16 protein-coding genes are annotated in these 17,139 nt (G+C 69.0%); 11 read left to right on the top strand and 5 right to left on the bottom strand.

Going from position 1 to position 17,139, the window contains the following annotated elements; translation table 11 throughout:
* The 4 genes from ACWELJ_RS17635 to ACWELJ_RS17650 all read left to right on the top strand — a co-directional run.
* Positions 1 to 631, top strand: a 631-nt coding sequence (locus ACWELJ_RS17635; RefSeq protein WP_452367191.1) for an alpha/beta hydrolase family protein, incomplete at its 5' end; no start/stop codon positions are given.
* 7 nt (positions 632 to 638) lie between these two features.
* Positions 639 to 1,514, top strand: a complete 876-nt coding sequence (locus ACWELJ_RS17640) for a dioxygenase family protein (protein WP_452367192.1) — start codon at positions 639 to 641, stop codon at positions 1,512 to 1,514.
* Positions 1,504 to 2,568 carry a maleylacetate reductase gene (locus ACWELJ_RS17645; protein WP_452367193.1) on the top strand — a complete coding sequence of 355 codons (1,065 nt, stop codon included), beginning with the start codon at positions 1,504 to 1,506 and terminating at the stop codon, positions 2,566 to 2,568. The genes ACWELJ_RS17640 and ACWELJ_RS17645 overlap by 11 nt, the downstream gene beginning before the upstream one ends.
* 87 nt (positions 2,569 to 2,655) lie before the next feature.
* Complete coding sequence (locus tag ACWELJ_RS17650; RefSeq protein WP_452367194.1) at positions 2,656 to 3,606, top strand: LysR family transcriptional regulator; 951 nt, start codon at positions 2,656 to 2,658, stop codon at positions 3,604 to 3,606.
* Positions 3,607 to 3,700: 94 nt separating this feature from the next.
* On the opposite strand, the gene ACWELJ_RS17655 is transcribed toward ACWELJ_RS17650, so the two are convergent.
* The 4 genes from ACWELJ_RS17655 to ACWELJ_RS17670 all read right to left on the bottom strand — a co-directional run bounded on the left by ACWELJ_RS17655 (position 3,701) and on the right by ACWELJ_RS17670 (position 7,669).
* Positions 3,701 to 4,909 carry a fused MFS/spermidine synthase gene (locus ACWELJ_RS17655; RefSeq protein ID WP_452367195.1) on the bottom strand — a complete coding sequence of 403 codons (1,209 nt, stop codon included), beginning with the start codon at positions 4,907 to 4,909 and terminating at the stop codon, positions 3,701 to 3,703.
* 55 nt (positions 4,910 to 4,964) lie between these two features.
* Positions 4,965 to 5,705 carry a hypothetical protein gene (locus tag ACWELJ_RS17660; protein ID WP_452367196.1) on the bottom strand — a complete coding sequence of 247 codons (741 nt, stop codon included), beginning with the start codon at positions 5,703 to 5,705 and terminating at the stop codon, positions 4,965 to 4,967.
* 164 nt (positions 5,706 to 5,869) lie between these two features.
* Positions 5,870 to 6,874, bottom strand: coding sequence for an alpha/beta hydrolase (locus tag ACWELJ_RS17665; RefSeq protein ID WP_452367197.1), 1,005 nt, complete (start codon positions 6,872 to 6,874; stop codon positions 5,870 to 5,872).
* A gap of 84 nt (positions 6,875 to 6,958) precedes the next feature.
* The gene (locus ACWELJ_RS17670) at positions 6,959 to 7,669 is read right to left on the bottom strand and encodes a hypothetical protein (RefSeq protein WP_452367198.1); all 711 of its coding nucleotides are present in this window, start codon (positions 7,667 to 7,669) and stop codon (positions 6,959 to 6,961) included.
* Positions 7,670 to 7,934: 265 nt separating this feature from the next.
* Between ACWELJ_RS17670 and ACWELJ_RS17675 the strand changes: the two genes are divergently transcribed.
* The 6 genes from ACWELJ_RS17675 to ACWELJ_RS17700 all read left to right on the top strand — a co-directional run bounded on the left by ACWELJ_RS17675 (position 7,935) and on the right by ACWELJ_RS17700 (position 14,096).
* The gene (locus ACWELJ_RS17675; RefSeq protein WP_452367199.1) at positions 7,935 to 9,413 is read left to right on the top strand and encodes a glycoside hydrolase family 5 protein; all 1,479 of its coding nucleotides are present in this window, start codon (positions 7,935 to 7,937) and stop codon (positions 9,411 to 9,413) included.
* Between the two features lie 42 nt (positions 9,414 to 9,455).
* Positions 9,456 to 10,385 (top strand): tyrosine-protein phosphatase, encoded by a 930-nt coding sequence (locus ACWELJ_RS17680; protein WP_452367200.1) that lies wholly within the window; start codon positions 9,456 to 9,458, stop codon positions 10,383 to 10,385.
* A 115-nt stretch (positions 10,386 to 10,500) separates the two neighbouring features.
* The gene (locus tag ACWELJ_RS17685) at positions 10,501 to 11,115 is read left to right on the top strand and encodes a hypothetical protein (protein ID WP_452367201.1); all 615 of its coding nucleotides are present in this window, start codon (positions 10,501 to 10,503) and stop codon (positions 11,113 to 11,115) included.
* Between the two features lie 43 nt (positions 11,116 to 11,158).
* Entirely contained in the window at positions 11,159 to 12,109 is a 951-nt protein-coding gene (locus ACWELJ_RS17690; RefSeq protein WP_452367202.1) for a LysR substrate-binding domain-containing protein, read from the top strand.
* Between the two features lie 130 nt (positions 12,110 to 12,239).
* Positions 12,240 to 13,694, top strand: a complete 1,455-nt coding sequence (locus tag ACWELJ_RS17695; protein WP_452367203.1) for a flavin-containing monooxygenase — start codon at positions 12,240 to 12,242, stop codon at positions 13,692 to 13,694.
* 69 nt (positions 13,695 to 13,763) lie between these two features.
* On the top strand, positions 13,764 to 14,096 hold the full coding sequence (locus ACWELJ_RS17700) for a transglycosylase family protein (protein WP_452367204.1): 333 nt from the start codon (positions 13,764 to 13,766) through the stop codon (positions 14,094 to 14,096).
* 29 nt (positions 14,097 to 14,125) lie between these two features.
* On the opposite strand, the gene ACWELJ_RS17705 is transcribed toward ACWELJ_RS17700, so the two are convergent.
* Complete coding sequence (locus tag ACWELJ_RS17705) at positions 14,126 to 14,605, bottom strand: GtrA family protein (RefSeq protein WP_452367205.1); 480 nt, start codon at positions 14,603 to 14,605, stop codon at positions 14,126 to 14,128.
* 335 nt (positions 14,606 to 14,940) lie between these two features.
* Here ACWELJ_RS17705 and ACWELJ_RS17710 point away from each other — a divergent pair, with 335 nt between their 5' ends.
* The gene (locus ACWELJ_RS17710) at positions 14,941 to 17,127 is read left to right on the top strand and encodes a phosphocholine-specific phospholipase C (protein ID WP_452367221.1); all 2,187 of its coding nucleotides are present in this window, start codon (positions 14,941 to 14,943) and stop codon (positions 17,125 to 17,127) included.
* Positions 17,128 to 17,139: the final 12 nt, after the last annotated feature.

The raw sequence follows: 17,139 nt of genomic DNA on the forward strand, positions 1-17,139 counted from the left end.
CGGCCAGAGCGGTTGGGGCGTGGCCTTTCTCGACGCGGCCCGGGCACTGGCACGCCGGGGCATCGCGACCCTGCTCGCGGAGGGCCCCGGACAGGGCCGGTCCCGGCTCGAGGGCGGCGTCCTGCTCGATGTGGACGTGCCCGCCGCCTACGGCGCCTTCGTGGATTTCGTGCTCGCCGACCCGGAACTCGGTGGCGCGGTGGGCATCTGGGGCAACAGCATGGGCGGCCTGTTCGCGGCGCTCACCGCCGCCGCCGACGAGCGGGTGGTCGCGTGTTGTGTGAACGGTGCGCCCGCGCGGCCCCGGCTGCTGGAGTTCCGCACCTTCGCCGAGCAGGCCCAGGCCATGCTCGGCACCACCGATGCCGATGCCGTGCGCGCCAATTTCGAGCGGCTGAGCTTCGACTCGGGCCGGCAGCGGGTGCGCGGCGCGATGCTGGTGTTGCACGGCGGCCGCGACCCCATCGTGGGGCCGGCCGAACAGCGCCCGTTCCTCGACGCCGCCGATCCCGCACATGCGACGCTGCGGGTGTGGGACGACGGCGAGCACACCATCTACAACCATTCCGCCGAGCGGACCGCGTTCGTGGCCGATTGGTTCACGGACCGTTTCTCGACCTGGAGGCAGTGAGGCGTCCATGGATCTCACCGAACACACCACGACCGCCGCCGTGCAAGCCAGTTTCGCCGCCACACCGGATCCGCGGCTGCGGTATCTGCTGACGACGCTGACCGCTCACCTGCACAGTTTCGTCACCGAAGCCCGTCCGACGCACGCGGAATGGGAGCGGGCGATCGAGTTCCTCACCGCGGTGGGCCACACCTGTGACGACACCCGGCAGGAATTCGTGCTGCTGTCCGATGTGCTGGGCGTCTCCGCGCTGGTGGAGACGATCAACGGCGATGCGGCCGGGGCCACCGAGAACACCGTGCTCGGCCCGTTCCACGCCACCGCGTCCCCGGCGCGCGAGCTCGGCGACACCATCGATCTGCTCGGCGCCGGTACCCCGTGCGTGGTCAGCGGCCGGGTCCTCGATGTCGACGGCACGCCGCTGGCCGGCGCGAGTGTCGATGTCTGGCAGTGCGACAAGGACGGCTTCTACGACGTGCAGCAACCGGATCGCCAGCCCGCGGGCAACGGCCGCGGGCTGTTCCGCACCGATGACCAGGGCCGCTACCGGTTCCGCACCGTGCTGCCCAGCCACTATCCGATCCCCGATGACGGGCCCGTCGGAAAGCTGTTGCACGTCACCGGCCGCCATCCCTACCGGCCCGCGCACATTCACTTCATCGCCGAGGCCCCCGGCCATCGGCCCGTCACCACGCACGTCTTCGTGGCCGACAGCCCCTATATCGACAGTGACACGGTGTTCGCCGTGCGCGGCAGCCTGGTCCGGGAGTTCGCCGAGTCGGACGACACCGTGCTGGCCGAAAGCCTCGGCGTCACCGCGCCTTTCCGGCATGTCGAGTTCGATATCGTTCTAGCGGAAGCGAGTTCCTCCGATGACCGTTGACTTCACCTATCAGTCGCACCCGATGCGGGTCGTATTCGGAGCGGGCAGCATCGACCGATTGCGTTCCGAGGCACAGCATCTCGGTCTGACCAAGGTGATGGTGCTGTCCACGCCCGAACAGGGTGGGCTGGCGAACCGTGCGGTCGGGCAACTGGGCGATCTGGCGGCGGGGGTCTACGACCGGGCGCGCATGCACGTCCCGGCGGAAACGGCCCGCGCCGCCGCCGATGCCGCCCGCGTCGCGGGAGCCGACGGGTGCGTGGCGATCGGCGGCGGCTCCACCGTGGGCTTGGGCAAGGCGATCGCCCTCGAAACGGGGCTGCCGGTGATCGCGGTGCCCACCACCTACGCCGGATCGGAGATGACACCGATCTGGGGCCTCACCGAGAACGGCCGCAAGCGCACCGGCCGCGACCCGATCGTCCTGCCGCGCAGCGTGATCTACGACCCCGAGTTGTCGGCGGGCCTGCCGGTGGAGATCTCGGCCACCAGTGGTCTCAATGCCATGGCGCATGCCATGGAGGCGCTCTACGCGCCCGACGCCTCCCCGGTCCCGTCGGCGATGGCCGAGCAGGGCGTGCGCGCCCTCGCCACCGCCATCCCCGCCCTGGTCGAGGACGGCACGGATCTCACCGCCCGCGCCTCCGCCCTGCAAGGCGCGTGGCTGTGCGGCGCCTGCCTCGGTTCCACCACCATGGGCCTGCACCACAAGCTGTGTCACGTCCTGGGCGGCACCTTCGACCTGCCGCACGCCCAGACCCACGCCATCGTGCTCCCCTATGTCGCCGCCTTCACCCTCCCGCGCGAACCACAGGCCCTCGAATCGCTGCGCCGCGCCCTGGACACCGACTCCCCCGCCCGCGCCTTCGCCCACCTCGGCCGCCTCGCCGGCGCCCCGAATTCCCTGGCGGCCCTGGGCCTGCGCGAGGCGGACCTGGACGAGGTGGTCGAGCAGACGGTGACCAGCGCGTACTCGACCCGCCACCCGGCCACCCGAGCGGAATTGCGGGAATTGCTGACCCGCGCCCTGCACGGCAGCGAGATCGACCGGTAACCGACGCTGCCGCAAGATTGCTACCGGTTGGTACGGATTTCCGAAAACGGCACTGTTCACACGCCTGACCAGCCTAGACTGCGCCCCATGGAAGTCCATACCCGGCAGTTGCAGTACTTCATCGCTGTCGCGGAGGAATTGAGTTTCACCCGGGCCGCGCAGCGATTGCATGTCTCGCAACAAGGGCTGAGCACCCAGATCAAGCAACTCGAGCACGAGATGGACGTCAAGCTGTTCACTCGGACCACCCGGCAGGTCCAGCTCACCGCGGCTGGCGCCGCGTTCCTGCGACATGTCCGCGACGCTCTCGCCAACTTGAGTCTCGGGGCCGAGGCGGCCAGGGCCGTCCATCGCGGTGAGCACGACCGGCTGGTGCTGGGCTGCCTCGAGGGTGCCGCACTGACCCTCACCGAGCCGATTCTGGCCGCGTTCCGCGAGCGGCATCCCGGCGTGACCGTGGAATTGAGCCATTTCACCTACGACACCCCCTCCGCCGGTCTGGCGAACGGACTGGTGGATGTGGCCATCGTGCGCCGCCCGTTCCTGGATGAGGGGCTGCGTTTCGAGCCGTTGTTCTCCCAGCCGCTGATGGCGATGCTGCCCACGCAGCATCGCCTCGCCGACCGCGCCGAGGTCTCGGCCGCGGAACTGCTGGACGATCCGATCCTCGCCTCAGCGCCCGCCGACCCGGTGTGGAATGCGTTCTGGCGGCTGGAATCTCACCGCGACGGCCATGCGGCCCCGAGCGTTCTCCCGGTGCGGACGCTGCTCGAGGAACTGCATCAGGTCGCGACCGGCGCGGGCATCGCGATGACCGTGCCGTGCGCGGGCTGGATCCGCTTTCCCGGTGTGCGCGTCATTCCGGTGCGCGACGCACCCCGCAACGAGGTCGCCGTCTGCTGGCGCGCCGCGCACCAGACCCCGCTGGTCCGGTCCTTCGTCGAGGTGGCCCGCCGGGTTCGCGCCGCCAATCCCGGCCTCATCGCCCGCTTGGAGACGCCGCACCGCGGCACCCGCGTCGCCGCGCTGTCCTCCTGAATCCACAATTTCTTCGTGCCATACCGTTTTCGTGTACGGTCACCGTCGGCAACCGCGGTCGGCGGCGATCCCCTCACCCAGGGCACCCAACGCGCTAGGAACTCGTTTCGGATTCTTCGGCCGCGACGCGAACCGGCGGGAAGGCCCGTTCCGCTTGGCGGTACAGCGCATCGAGGGGCAGCGGCGCCCGGCTCGCGGCCAGTACCCGGTTGCCCTGGTAGCCCGCGAAGACGTCCCCGTCGAGCAGCGCGCGGTACGGGAAGGTCGAGCGGATGTCGTCCAGAGGGATTCGAGTACCCACCAGATTCAGCAGGTAAACCCCGTCCGGCCGCAGCACTCGGGCCACCTCGGAGGTGAACGCGGGGCCGGTGATACCCGCGGCCATCCGCAGGCCCTCGAAGGCATCGGCCACCACGATGTCCGCGAAATCGTCGGGGAGAGTGGCGATCTCGGTCGCTCCATCACCGATGCGCAGGTCGACGCCGGGGATCGAGCGCAGGCCCAGGCGTTCGTCGACGAAGCGGGCCAACGCCTCGTCGGCCTCGATGACCAGGTGCCGGGAACCGGGGCGGACGGCCGCGAGGTAGCGCGGGAAGGTGGCGCCTCCGCCGCCGATGTGCACCGTGTCCAGCGGGGCGGCGGCGGGTTCCAGGGCGTCGACCACGTAGCCCAGGTAGCGCATGTATTCGAGCTCGAGGTAGGTCGGATCGTCGAGATCGACGTAGGACTGGGCGATGCCGTTGACGCTCAGCAGCCACCCACCCGGCCGCTCGTCGTCGGCGCGCAGTTCGGCGAGACCGAACCGCACCTCGCGCATGCCAGGTACCGGATGGGCGAGGGGGCGGGCGTGGTCGCCGCCGGGCGTCTCCAGCCAGTTACTCATCAGTACATGATCGCAGGATGCGCAGCGGTACATGATCGCAGGATGCTCGGCGCGGACGGTCGGGCCCCCGAGGGCGAACCGTTCGCCGTGAGGGAGTTCACGGGCGAAAGCCGCTGCCTCGGAGGATCTTTCAGAACCGGCCGGAAGGAATGGACTACTGCTGAATCGCTTGTGCTTCAGCTGCTCGATGGTCTGCCCCTTCAGACCCAGGCCGTCCTTCAGGTACTTGTCGACCGAGCCGTAGTCGGCCACCAGCTGGTCGATGGCGGCCTGCAGGAAGTCGGCCTCGACGCCCAGCAGCGGCTGGTAGATGGCGGCCCCGGTGACGAACTGGCGCCGGGTCTCATTCAGCGGGATATCCCCTTGGTCCCGAACCCGAGGCCCCCACTGCCGTGACGCGAGCCAGGGCCGCGTGGGCACGGCGACGAGGCCCGGAACCTGAAGGTTCCGGGCCTCTTTCACGACAGCCGCGGCGTTACTGACTGGAGCCGGAGCCGCCCAGCAGCGACCCCAGGCTGCCGAGACCGCTGGAACCGGAGCCGCCGCCCGGGTTTCCGCCGGGATTGCCGCCGGGGCTGCCCGCCGACACCGTGGTGGTGGTCAGCGTCGGCGCGGGGTTGGGATAGCACTTCACGGGCACGTCCACCGCGCCGAGAATGGTCCCGGAATCCACGGACGCGGTGAAGCTCAAACCCGGGTCGCCGTAGCCGGTGCCGCCGATGGTGCTGGTGAGGGTTCCGACCGCGGTCGCGGTGAGGTTGACGGTGACCGCGGGCAGGGTGAGGTTCGCGCCCGCGGCCGTCGTGCCCGGGGCGTCGAGGGTGAGCTTGCCGCCCGACTGCCCGACGGTCGCGGCGGTGGTGCCGCCCGACACCGAGGAGGACACGTAGGTCGAGTTCGCCGGCACGGGCATCACCAGCTTGATGCCGCGAATGCTGCGCAGGGTGTACCCGGACACGGACGCCGGAACCTGCATGGCGGCCGGCGTGAGCGTGATCGCCACGGCATCACCGGTTTTCGCGGTGCTCGGCGCGGCGCCCGTCACCGAGAGGGCCATGGTGAAGGTCTGCGCCCCGCCGATCGGCGGCGTGGCCTGGCACTGGAAGTTCACGGTGACCGGCGCCTGCGCATCCGCCTGGGCCGGGCCCGCCGCGAGGCCGAGTGGCAGCAGCGCCAGGGGCGTGACGACAGCCGCTCGGATGAGACTGGATTTCATCGATGTACTCCTCGGACTCGCGAATGCGTAAAGCGCTTCGGTCTTGCTGTTTCCGAATGCAGCAGAAACGCTAGAACACCTTGGGAGACAAGAGAAATCACAATTTTCCGGTCTTTCACAAGAAGTCGATGTCAATCACCGCGGTGATCGGACGGCCGCCCTGGCTATTCCGCGCCGAGCGCGGCGGCCAGCAGGGGCCAGGACTTGTGCAGGTCCTGCTGCCAGCAGTCCCAGGTGTGGGTGCCGGTGGGCCGGAAGTCGACCTGGGCGGGAATGTCCAGCGCGGCCAGGCGATCGGCCAGCTGGTGAGTGCACGCGTTGGTGGCGGCCTCGATCAGGCCGCCCAGCACCATCTGGTCGGCCTTGGTGATGACCTGGTCGGGGGTGGGCTGTGCGCCCAGCGCCTCGGCGGTTCCGGGCAGGCCGGTGCCCGCGGAGAGATAGATCGTCTTGCCGCGCAGGCTGTCCGCGTTGAGAACCGTGTCATGGGCGCGCCAGGCGGGGTCGTCGTCGGAGCCCCACATGTTCACGGGGTCGCCGTCGCCGCGCGCCAGCACCAGGCGGATGTAGGCGCGCCCGGCGGGATCCGAGGTGGCGGCGCAGCCGCTGTACGCGGCGACCGCGGCGTAGACGTCGGGGGCGGCCGAGATGAGGTCCAGCGCCGAGGTGGCCGACATCGACAGGCCGGCGATCGCGTTCACGCCCGACGCCTGCAGGGTCGCGTCCACGATGGTCGGCAGTTCCCGGGTCAGGAACGTCTCCCAGCGATTGCGACCCAATGTCGGATCGTCGCGCTGCCAGTCGGTGTAATAGGAGAATTCACCACCGACCGGAGTCACCACATTCACGTTCTTGTTCCAGAAGAACGAGACGATATCGGTCCGGCTGTACCAATTGGTGATATCGGTGCCGCCGCTCGCGCCATTGAGCAGATACAGGGTCGGCGCGTTCGGTCGCGCGGCCGCGATCACCTGCAGGGGGATCACCCGTCGCATGGCGGCCGAATACACGTAGAGCATCCGCTGCCGCTGCCCGGCCCGATCGACGTGATCCAGGTGGGAGGCGACCTCGGCCCGCGACTCCTGCGACGCGCCCGGTGCGACACCGGCCAGCGCCGCGACGGCGGCGCACGACGCGATGAGCGACGCGAAGGTGCGGGTGGGCGACACGACGGACTCCTGGAAAAAGCGGTGCGAAGGGTCCTGGGCCGCGGTGGCCGCGCGCGCACCGCGGCCCAGGGGTTTTCGGGTGGTTCAGCTGCCCATCAGGCGCTTGATCACGTTGGCGATGATGTCGGTCACCGAACCGGTGGAGCTGAGCTGGTTCTGGGAGGAGCCGAGACCGCTCTGGTCCATGCTGCCCAGCAGCGCCTCGCCGGGGTTGGCGCCGCGGGCGGTGAAGCACACGCCCATGTCCGGCTGGTTGGATCCGACGCCGACGGTGCCGCCGACCCCGATCCCGCCGCTCATGACCTGCTGGCCGTCGGTGACGGAAGCGGGGACCTTGTAGGTGAACTCGGCGGTGACGGGATAGCCGGAGTTCACGAACCACCCGGTGCTGGTCACCATCCAGCCGCCGAAGTCGGGCTCCGGCGTCACTTCGACGGCCTGCTCACCGGTGCCGACGTGATAGGCGGTGACCACGGTCTTGACCGGCTTGTCGAACCCCGGCGGCGGAAAGTCGTTGATCCGGTTGACATACGGGTTGCCGATGCTCGTGGTGCCGACCACGATCTTGTAGGTGACCAGGGTGCCCGCGGCGGCGGTGGCCACCGACACCGACTTGTCGTAGGTGTGGGTGATCCAGAAGCTGGCGGCACCCGGGTTGTAATCGACATGCTGGGTCTGGACGCACCCGGGCTGCGGTTCCGCGGCCGCGCTCGCGGTATCGAGGGCGATGCCCGCCCCGGACATCACCAAGGTGGCCGCCGCAATTCCGGCAGCCATTTTCGGGGTCTTACTCATGATTCCTTCCAACAGTTCCGGAGAACCCGGAACCCATTACCGGTGAGCCGAGGGGGAATTCAAGTGTTCGCTCACGCCGGGAAACGCTAGAGCACAGTCGGAGAGAACTTAAATCCTAATTTCGGGGGCATTGACAACCCCGGATTGTCAATCATCCGAGAACCGCTGTTTCCACTGGGGTCCGGTGGGCCGCTAGGTTTTTCGGGTACCCCTCGGGCAGCGCCCGGGGGAATTCTCGCGATTTCACTCCGCAGAAGGGTTCTCCATGCTGAAGCGAGGCCGGGTCCTGGCCCCCGCCGCCCTGGCGGCCATCCTGTTCACCGGCGTCGCCGCCCAGGCCCCGCAGGCGGGCGCGGAGCCCGGCGGCTGGACCCTGCCTCAGCTCACCGTCTCCAATGGTGTCATCACCGACGTCACCGGGCGCACGGTGCTGCTGCGCGGCGCGAATGTCAACCAGCTCAACGACTATGCGCAGAACGATCCCGCGCTGCCGACCGTCGCCCCGCTCGACGGCACCGACTTCGCGCAGCTGGCGGCGCTCGGGTTCAATGTGGTGCGGCTCAATCTGGCCTGGTCGGCGCTCGAGCCCACGCCCGGCGCGTTCGACCGGAACTACGTGGCCCGCATCCGCGCCGCGGTCGACGACGCCAAGGCCAACGGCATCTACACCGTGCTCGATATGCACCAGGACGCGTGGGGCAAGGCCGTGGGCACCCCCCGGGGCCAGGGCTGCCCGATCTTCATGAAGCCCGGCGTCGGCTGGGACGGCGCGCCGGCCTGGGCGACCCTCACCGACGGCTGGACCACCTGCGACTTCGGCGGTGTCCGCGAGACCGCGCCCGCCGTGGCCCGCTCGTTCCAGAACTTCTACGACGACAAGCAGGGCATCCAGGGCCATCTGGTCGACACCTGGGCGAAGCTGGCCGCCGAGTTCAAGGACGAGCCCGCCATCGCCGGTTACGACCTGCTCAACGAGCCCAATCCCGGTCTGCGCGACCCGTTCTCGGCGGCCGACCAGCTCGGCCGGTATTACCAGCGGGTGATCGCCGCCATCCGCCAGGCCGAGCGCGGCAGCGCGCCGCACCTGGCGATCTTCGAGCCCAGCGCGCTGTGGTCGGCGCTCGGCATCGACGCCACCCCGCCCGCGAAGTACATCACCGATCCGCTGGCGGTGTTCTCGCCGCATCTGTACAGCGAGTCGATCAATGTCGTGAACGCCTTCCCCACCATCGAGGTCGGCTTCACTTTCGCCCTCGACGCCGCCGCCAAGTACAAGGTGCCGGTGTGGACCGGCGAATGGGGCTGGTTCGGGGACCCGAATTCCGATGCGGCGAAGGTGGATCGGTTCGTGGACCAGCTCAACGCCCATCGCATGGGCGGCGCCTGGTGGTCGTGGAAGCAGGCCTGCGGTGACCCGCATGTGGTGAACGGCGGCGGCACGCACAAGCCGACCGGCAATATCAACCCCGTCGACTGTCCCTCGGGCGCGCCGCTGCCGCAGCCGCCGGGATACGCCCGGCCGCTGTCGCGCGCCTATCCCCGCGCGGTCCCCGGCACACTGGCGACGGTCACGGCCGACGGTTTCACCGGTTCGGGCACGGGGCGTCTCGAAGCCTGGTACCCAGGTACGGCACGCCCGAATATCCAGTCCACCAACGTTTCCGACCTCACCTTCACCCAGGTGCCGGGCGGCTGGCAGCTGACCGGGAACACCGTCGGCTCGTACTCCATCAAGCAGTCCTGACGGACGCGAATTCCGTTCTCCCGCTCAGTTAGCAGGTTCTCCATGTTCTCCAGTCAATCTCCCCGGTTCGACGTCGCGGCCCTCGCGCTCGCCGGAATGATCGCCTCGGGCGCGGCGCTCGCCACCCCGGCGACCGCGCAGCCCGCCGACATCGCATCCGGGTCCGGTTCCGGATCGGGCGGTTTCGGCTCGTCGGGTTCGTCCTCCGGGTCGGCCGCGCCGAACGATCCGGTGTCGACCCTGCCGGCGCCCGCCGTCACCGCCATCCGGCTCGACGGCGCGGCCAACTTTCGCGATATCGGCGGTTACCGGACCTCCGACGGGCGCACCGTCCGCACCGGGGTGGCCTTCCGTTCCAACCGCATCTCCGGGCTGACCGACGCCGACCTGGCCAAGCTGGTCACGGCCGGGGTGACGCTGGATGTGGACCTGCGCAACGGATCCGAGCGCGGCAGCGCGCCGGACCGGGTGCCGGCCGGCGCGCAGTACAAGGTCGCCGACGTGGTCAGCTTCGACAGCGGCGTCTCCTTCCACGAGTTCCCGGTGATCACGCTGGGGCGCGCGGTGGTCGACGGATTCGTCGCGGGCAGCTCCGATATCAAGCAGTCGATCGGCTATCCGTTCATGGTCAACTTCCACGGCTCGGACGTCGCGTTCGGCACCCTGCTGCGGTCCATCGCCGGAAACACCGGCGGCGCCACGCTCTACCACTGCACCTCCGGCAAGGACCGGACCGGCTGGGCCACCGCGGTGCTGCTCACCCTGCTCGGCGTGCCGCGCGATGTGGTGAATGCCGACTATCTGGCGAGCAATACCGAGCTGGGCGATCCGCAGGCGGTCCAATTGTCGTGGCTGGAGGCGGCTTTCAACGAAATGGACCGGCTCTACGGCAGCTTCGACAGATACGTGCGTGACGGACTCGGCCTGGATCAGGCCACCATCGACGCATTGCGGGCGAAGCTCCTGGTGTGATCCCGATGCGGCGTACCAGGTCGGCTCGCGGACGGAACTACAAGTATTGTTTGTGGACAATCCGGAAATGGTGATTTCTCTTGACTTCCAATGTTTTCCAGCAAGGGAAATCACCATGGGACGACGAGTTTTGACGCATACGGCCGCGAGCGCCGCCGTGATCGGAGTTGGGGCCCTGGCGCTGGTCGCCGCCGGCCCCGCGGGCGCCGCTCCCGCCTCGGTCACCTGGAACAGCAACGGCACCCAGTACACCCACACGGTCAGCGACAGCACCCCGGCCGCGGGTGACACGATCACCGTCACCACCACGCTGTCCCGCACCATGAACCCCGACGAGAAATTCAATTGGTTCAAGGACTTCCACCCGGCGTGCCTCACCTATGTGTGGGATTCGGCCAAGGTCACCGACGCCTCCGGCAGTCATCAGGTCGAGCCCTACCTCGAGGTCCAGCCGACTTTCATCGCGGGCGACTTCACCACCGCCGGGTCGATCTTGGTCGCCAAGGCCGGTAGCGCGCCGTCGCCCACCTTCAGTGCGCAGTACAAGGTCGGCGACTGCGCCGCGGGCACCCCCATGCCCACCGGGATCTCGTATCTCTCGAGCGCCGGCACCTCCGACTTCTCCACCAAGGGCCCCACGATCACCGTGGGCGGAACGCCCGGCGGCGGCCCCGGCTCCGGTAGCAGCGCCCTGACCTCGCTGCTCGGCGGCTCCGGCTCGAGCCGGTAAAAGGCCCGCAAAACGCCGGAGCGTTCGACTTAGACTTCGCCACATGGAAGTTCATACCCGGCAGTTGCAATACTTCATCGCGGTCGCGGAAGAGCTGAATTTCACCCGTGCGGCGCAACGATTGCACGTCTCACAGCAGGGTCTGAGCACCCAGATCAAGCAGCTCGAACAGTCCATGGATGTGGTGCTGTTCTCCCGGACCACCCGCAATGTCGAGCTCACCGCGGCGGGCGCGGTATTCCTGCAGGACGTGCGCAGCGCGCTGACCGGACTGGACGTCGCCATCGAGCGGGCCCGCTCGGTGCATCGCGGCGAGCAGGATCGGCTGGTCCTCGGCGCGCTCGAGGGCGCGGCGCTGACCCTGACCGAACCGATCCTCTCGACGTTCCGCCAGCGGCACCCGGGGATCACCGTGGAATTGCGTCAATTCACCTACGAGGATCCGTCCGCGGGTCTGGCGAGCGGGTCGGTGGACGTGGCCTTCGCCCGCCGCCCGTTCGTCGACGGCGGCGTACGGTTCGAGACCTTGTTCGCCGAACCCTTGATGGTGATGCTGCCGACCGGTCATCGGCTGGCCTCGCGCACCGAGGTCTTCACCCACGAGTTGCTCGACGAGCCGATGCTGGGTGCGACCACCACCGACCCGGCGTGGAACTCGTTCTGGGAGTTGGACGCCTTCCGCGGCGGGGCGCCGGCGCCGGTGATCTCGCGGTCCAATTCACTGCTCGAGGAACTGCACAAGGTCGCCACCGGGGTGGGCATCGTGCTGACGGTGGCCTGTGCCCGGTGGATCCCGTTCCCGGGGGTGCGGCTGCTGCCGATCGTCGACGCCCCGCCCAATGAGGTCGCCGTCGGGTGGCGCGTGGCCCAGGAATCCGCGCTGGTGCGCTCGTTCGTCGAGGTCGCCCGCACTATCCGCGATACCCATCCGGACCTGGTCACCCGGCTGCAGGATCCCGATTTCGCCGATTGCACCGTGCCGCCGCACCTCTGACGGCGTTCGCCGCCGCGCACTGATCGTCCTGGCCGGGGCGGCCGCCGAGCCGCCCGGCCGATTGACATCCATGCCCGATCCAAATACCGTCAGTATCCGAGTTCTCGCAGTATCCAACGAGGAGGTTGGGATGGGCGTGCCGCGGCGGCCTCGCATCGTGATCATCGGGGCCGGAGTGTCCGGCATCGCGAGCGCTATCACCTTGCAGCGCAATGGGTTCGACGACTTCGTCATCCTGGAGAAGGGGTCCGACGTCGGCGGCGTGTGGCACTGGAACCGCTACCCGGGACTGACCTGCGACGTGCCGTCGCAGCTGTATCAGTTCGGGTTCGCGCCCAAGCCCGACTGGTCGCACATCTTCGCGCCCGGCCCAGAGATCCAGCGGTATCTCTCCGACGTCGTGGAGCAGTACGGGCTGCGGTCGCGGCTGCGGGTGAACTCGGAGGTCGTCGCCGCGGCATTCTCGGGGACCGAATGGCAGGTCGAGACCGTCGACGGGACCCGTCACACGGCCGACTTCGTCATCGCCGCGACCGGCGTCCTGCATCACCCGTCCGTCCCCGACATTCCGGGGCTCTCCGACTTCGGCGGCCCCATCGTGCACACCGCGCGCTGGGACGACGCCATCGAGACCGGCGGCAAGCGGATCGCGGTGCTCGGCACGGGATCGACCGGCGTCCAGGTGGTTTCGGCGCTGCAGCCGAAGGCCGAGCGCATCACGCACTTCGTCCGCAGCCCCCAGTGGGTGATCTGGGCGCCGATGCGGATCCCCCAGCCCGCACTGGTCGGCGCGGCGCTGCGGCGGCTGCCGCAGGTGAATCGCGCACTCTACCAAGCGGGTATGACCGGCGCGCGCCTGTTCACCGATGTGGTCACCCGGCCCAGCTGGCGGCGGCGCGCGGTCCAGGAGTACGCGCGGCTGAGCCTGCGCACCCAGGTCCTCGAACCCGGCCTGCGCGAACAGCTCACGCCCGACTACGAACCGCTGTGCAAGCGCCAGGTGCTGTCGGGCACCTATTACCGCGCCCTGCGCGCCCGCAATGCCGAACTGGTCACCACGGCGATCGAGGCGGTCACCCCGACCGGCATCCGCACCGCCGACGGCCGCCATCACGACGTGGACGTGATCGTGCTGGCCACCGGCTTCCGCGCCCACGACTACATGCGGCCGATGAATCTGACCGGCCGCGACGGCATCTCGATCGACGACGCCTGGGCCAAGGGGCCGCGCGCCTACCGCATGACCGCGATTCCGGGGTTCCCCAACCTGTTCACCGTGCTGGGCCCGCACTCCCCCACCGGCTCGATCCCGCTGCACCATGCCGCCGAGGTGACCGCGCGCTACATCACCCGCTGGATCCAGCGGTGGAGCGCGGGCGAATTCGACACCGTGGAGGTCACCGAGGCGGCGACCGACCGCTTCGAGTCGGAGGTGGCGGAGGCCATGGGCCCGACGGTGTGGAACACCGGCTGCAACTCCTGGTACTTCACCGAGGGCGGCAGTATCGACCTGCTGCCCTTCGACCGCGCCACCATGGAGTCGATGCTGGCCGAACCGGATCCAGCGGACTTCAATTTCCACTAGTGAGCGAATCTTCAGTTACTATCGTCTGATTGTTGCCCGCGCGCTCGGCTACCAGGTCGGAGACACGCCATGATCGGACAGCACGAGTTTCGAAGACCCGCTCGCACTCTCGCTCTCACCATAGGTTTAGCGGCATTTACCTGTGCATTTTCCGCCACCGCGGAGGCCAGGCCCAAGCACGACTGGGATGCCGTGGTCAAGTGCGAGGCGGGCGGAGACTGGACCGCGGACACCGGAAACGGGTACTACGGCGGCCTGCAATTCAGCCCCAGCACATGGCGAGCATACGGAGGCAGGGGGAATCCGGCCGACGCCACCCGGGAGGAACAGATCCGCGTCGCCGAGCGGGTCCTCGCCCGGCAGGGCCCAGGCGCGTGGCCCACCTGCGGCGTCTTCCTCTGAACCGCCGGGCCGTCGTCTGAACCGACGGGCTACGGAGTGGCCTTGGTCCGGAAGACGATCCAGCGCATCGACGCGTACATGAACAGCCCCTCGCCGAGACTGCCCACGACGCGGGCGATCCGGTAGTCGACGCCCAGTGCCGCGACGCCGCTCGTCACGCCGAGAATGAACGCGAGGTAGTTCACCACCACCACCACGATGTAGCGGGCCAGCTGGGGGCCGACCGCCGCATGCGATTCGAAGTTCAGGACCCGGTTGAGCAGATAGCTCAGTCCGAAGGCGGCGCAGTAGGCGACGGTCACCGCGACCGGCAGCGGCGCCACCGCGTGCAGCGCGGTGAGCAGCAGCAGGTCCACGCCGAAGGTGAAGGCGCTCACCAGCAGATAGCCGACGAAGGTGGGGGCCACGAAGCGGCGCAGCCGGGCGGGGAGCCATGCGACCATCCCGTCGCACAGCGCATGGAACCAGCGCACCACGCGTGCCGGCCGCGGCTGTGTCTGCGTACCCACCCGGCCACCCTGACACCCCCGCATGACCCGAAGATGATCAGGGGACCAACTTTCGCGGGCCAATTCGCCCGGTCGCCGGCCGATTCGCCATCGACAACCAGCCCTTGTCAATCGCCCGGAATTCGGTGTTTCCGTGCGATCACGCTGTGCCATAGCATCCTTCGGCGCGTCCCCGAGACCTCGACGGGGCGTGAGTCGGAAATATTGACCGGCATGCTGAATGGAGATTCCTGATGGGGCGTGGATTCGGAACGGCGAATCGGCGGAAGGTGCTCGGCGGCATGTTCGCCGCCGGAGCGGCAGGCGCGGCGGGAGTGGCCGGGCTGCCCGAGGGCATGGCGGAGGCACTCGCGGAACCGGGTCGCTCCGGCAGCCTCGATCAGGTGCAGCACGTGGTGATCCTGATGCAGGAGAACCGCTCCTTCGACCACTACTTCGGAACCATGAGCGGCGTCCGGGGTTTCGGTGACAAGCGCGCCGTACGTCTGCCCGCGGGCGGGTACAACCCGGTGCTGCAGGCCGCCATGGACGCCGCGCTGGCCGGAGGGCTCGGCACCGATCTGGGCAGTGGGTCGGCGGGCACCGGCAGCGCGAGTGGTTCGGCCAGCGGCAGCGGTTCCGGCTCCGGGAGCGGCAGCGGGTCGGGCGGCAGCGGCGAACGCAACGCCTTCCAGCAGCCGGACGCGTTCAGCAGCACCGGATTCCTGCTGCCCTGGCATGTGGACACCGCCCGCGTGGACGGTCAGGACATGGGCGATCTGGCGCACGACTGGAACACCACACACGTGGCCTGGGCCGACGGCGCGTACCACTCGTGGATCGCGGCCAAGTCCAAGATGACGATGGGCTACTTCACCGAGGCCGACATCCCGTTCCATCGCGCGCTGGCGTCCGCGTTCACCATCTGCGACCACTACTTCTGTTCGATTCAGGGACCCACCACCCCGAACCGGCTCTACCACTGGACCGGCACCATCGACCCGGCCGGGCGCGCGGGCGGACCCGCGGTGTCCAATCCGCCGGACTACCGGCCCGTCTTCAACTGGACCACATACCCGGAACGCCTGCAGCAGGCCGGGATTTCGTGGCAGGTGTACGCCGACTCGCACAGCGGCGGCCCGTTCCTCGCGGACTACGGCGACAACCCGCTGTGGCTGTTCCAGAACTTCCACAATGCCGCGAAATCCTCGGATCCCGCGGTCCGGCAGCTGGCCGACCGGGCCATGGTGACCGCGGGCGGCATGACTCCCCCACCGCCCGGCGTCGACGGCAGCAATGTCGATTACGTGCTGCAGCAGTTCATCTCGGACTGCGCCGGCGGAAATCTGCCGCAGGTGTCCTGGGTGGTCGCGCCCGCCGGGTACTCCGAGCACCCGGCCTACCGCCCGGCCGACGGCGCCGCCTACATCCAGCGCGTGCTGAAAGCGTTGTGGGACAACCCGAAACTGTGGGAGTCCACCGTCCTGCTGGTCAACTACGACGAGAACGACGGCTTCTTCGACCACATGGTGCCCCCGACCGCGCCGCCCGGCACCCTCGACGAGATCCTGCCCGCGGCGGGCGATATCGGGGGCGACCTGAGCTCCGGCTCGGCGACGCTGGGCTCGAGCTCGGGCTCGGCGAACATCGGCAACCTGATCACCAAGGCGGCCTCGGGGCTGAGCGGCAACGCCCCCATCGGCCTCGGCCCGCGCGTCCCCATGCTGGTCATCTCCCCGTGGAGCCGCGGCGGATACGTGAATTCCCAAGTGTTCGACCACACCTCGGTGCTGCGATTCCTCGAGGCCTGGACCGGCGTCGCCGAACCCAATATCTCCGCCTGGCGGCGCGACGTCTGCGGCGACCTCACCAGCTGCTTCGATTTCAGCCGCCGCGACACCAGCATCCCGACGCTGCCCGACGCCAATGCCGAACGCGCCCGCGCCGCCGGGCAGAAGGGTCTGCCCAAGCCGGTCCCACCCGCGCCCGCCGGTCAGCAGATGCCCGTCCAGGAGCCCGGCCGCGCCAAGGCCCGGCCCCTGCCCTACCAGCCGGTGGCCTGGATCGAGGTCGCCGGAGCCAGCGCGACCATCCGCCTCGGCAATCAGGGCTCGGTGCCCATGCCCTTCCAAACCTTCGCCTACCAAGGCAATTCGATCCGGCAGACGGTCGTCGCCCCCGGTGTGACCGTCGAGGAGCGCTTCCCGGTGAACGGCTCCTACGACTTCGCCGTGCACGCCCCCAACGGCTTCCTCGCCGAGGCCTCGGGCGACGGTGACGCCGCGCTGACCGCCACGGCGGCCATCGGCGGCACGGCGGCCAGTCCCGCTTTCGTGGTCACCGTACGCAATTCCGGTTCCGCCGCGGCGACGATCGACGTCGGCGGCTCCCGCAGCACCGTCGACGCGGGAGCCACCCGCGACTTCACCGCACCGCTCGACCAGGGCTGGTACGACCTGACCCTGACGGCGTCTGGAAACGGCAACTGGCGCAGGCACTTCGCCGGTCACCTGGAGAACGGCGGCGCCGGCGTCACCGCCTGACCCGAGGGGGCG

This window comes from Nocardia sp. NPDC004582, assembly GCF_053602115.1.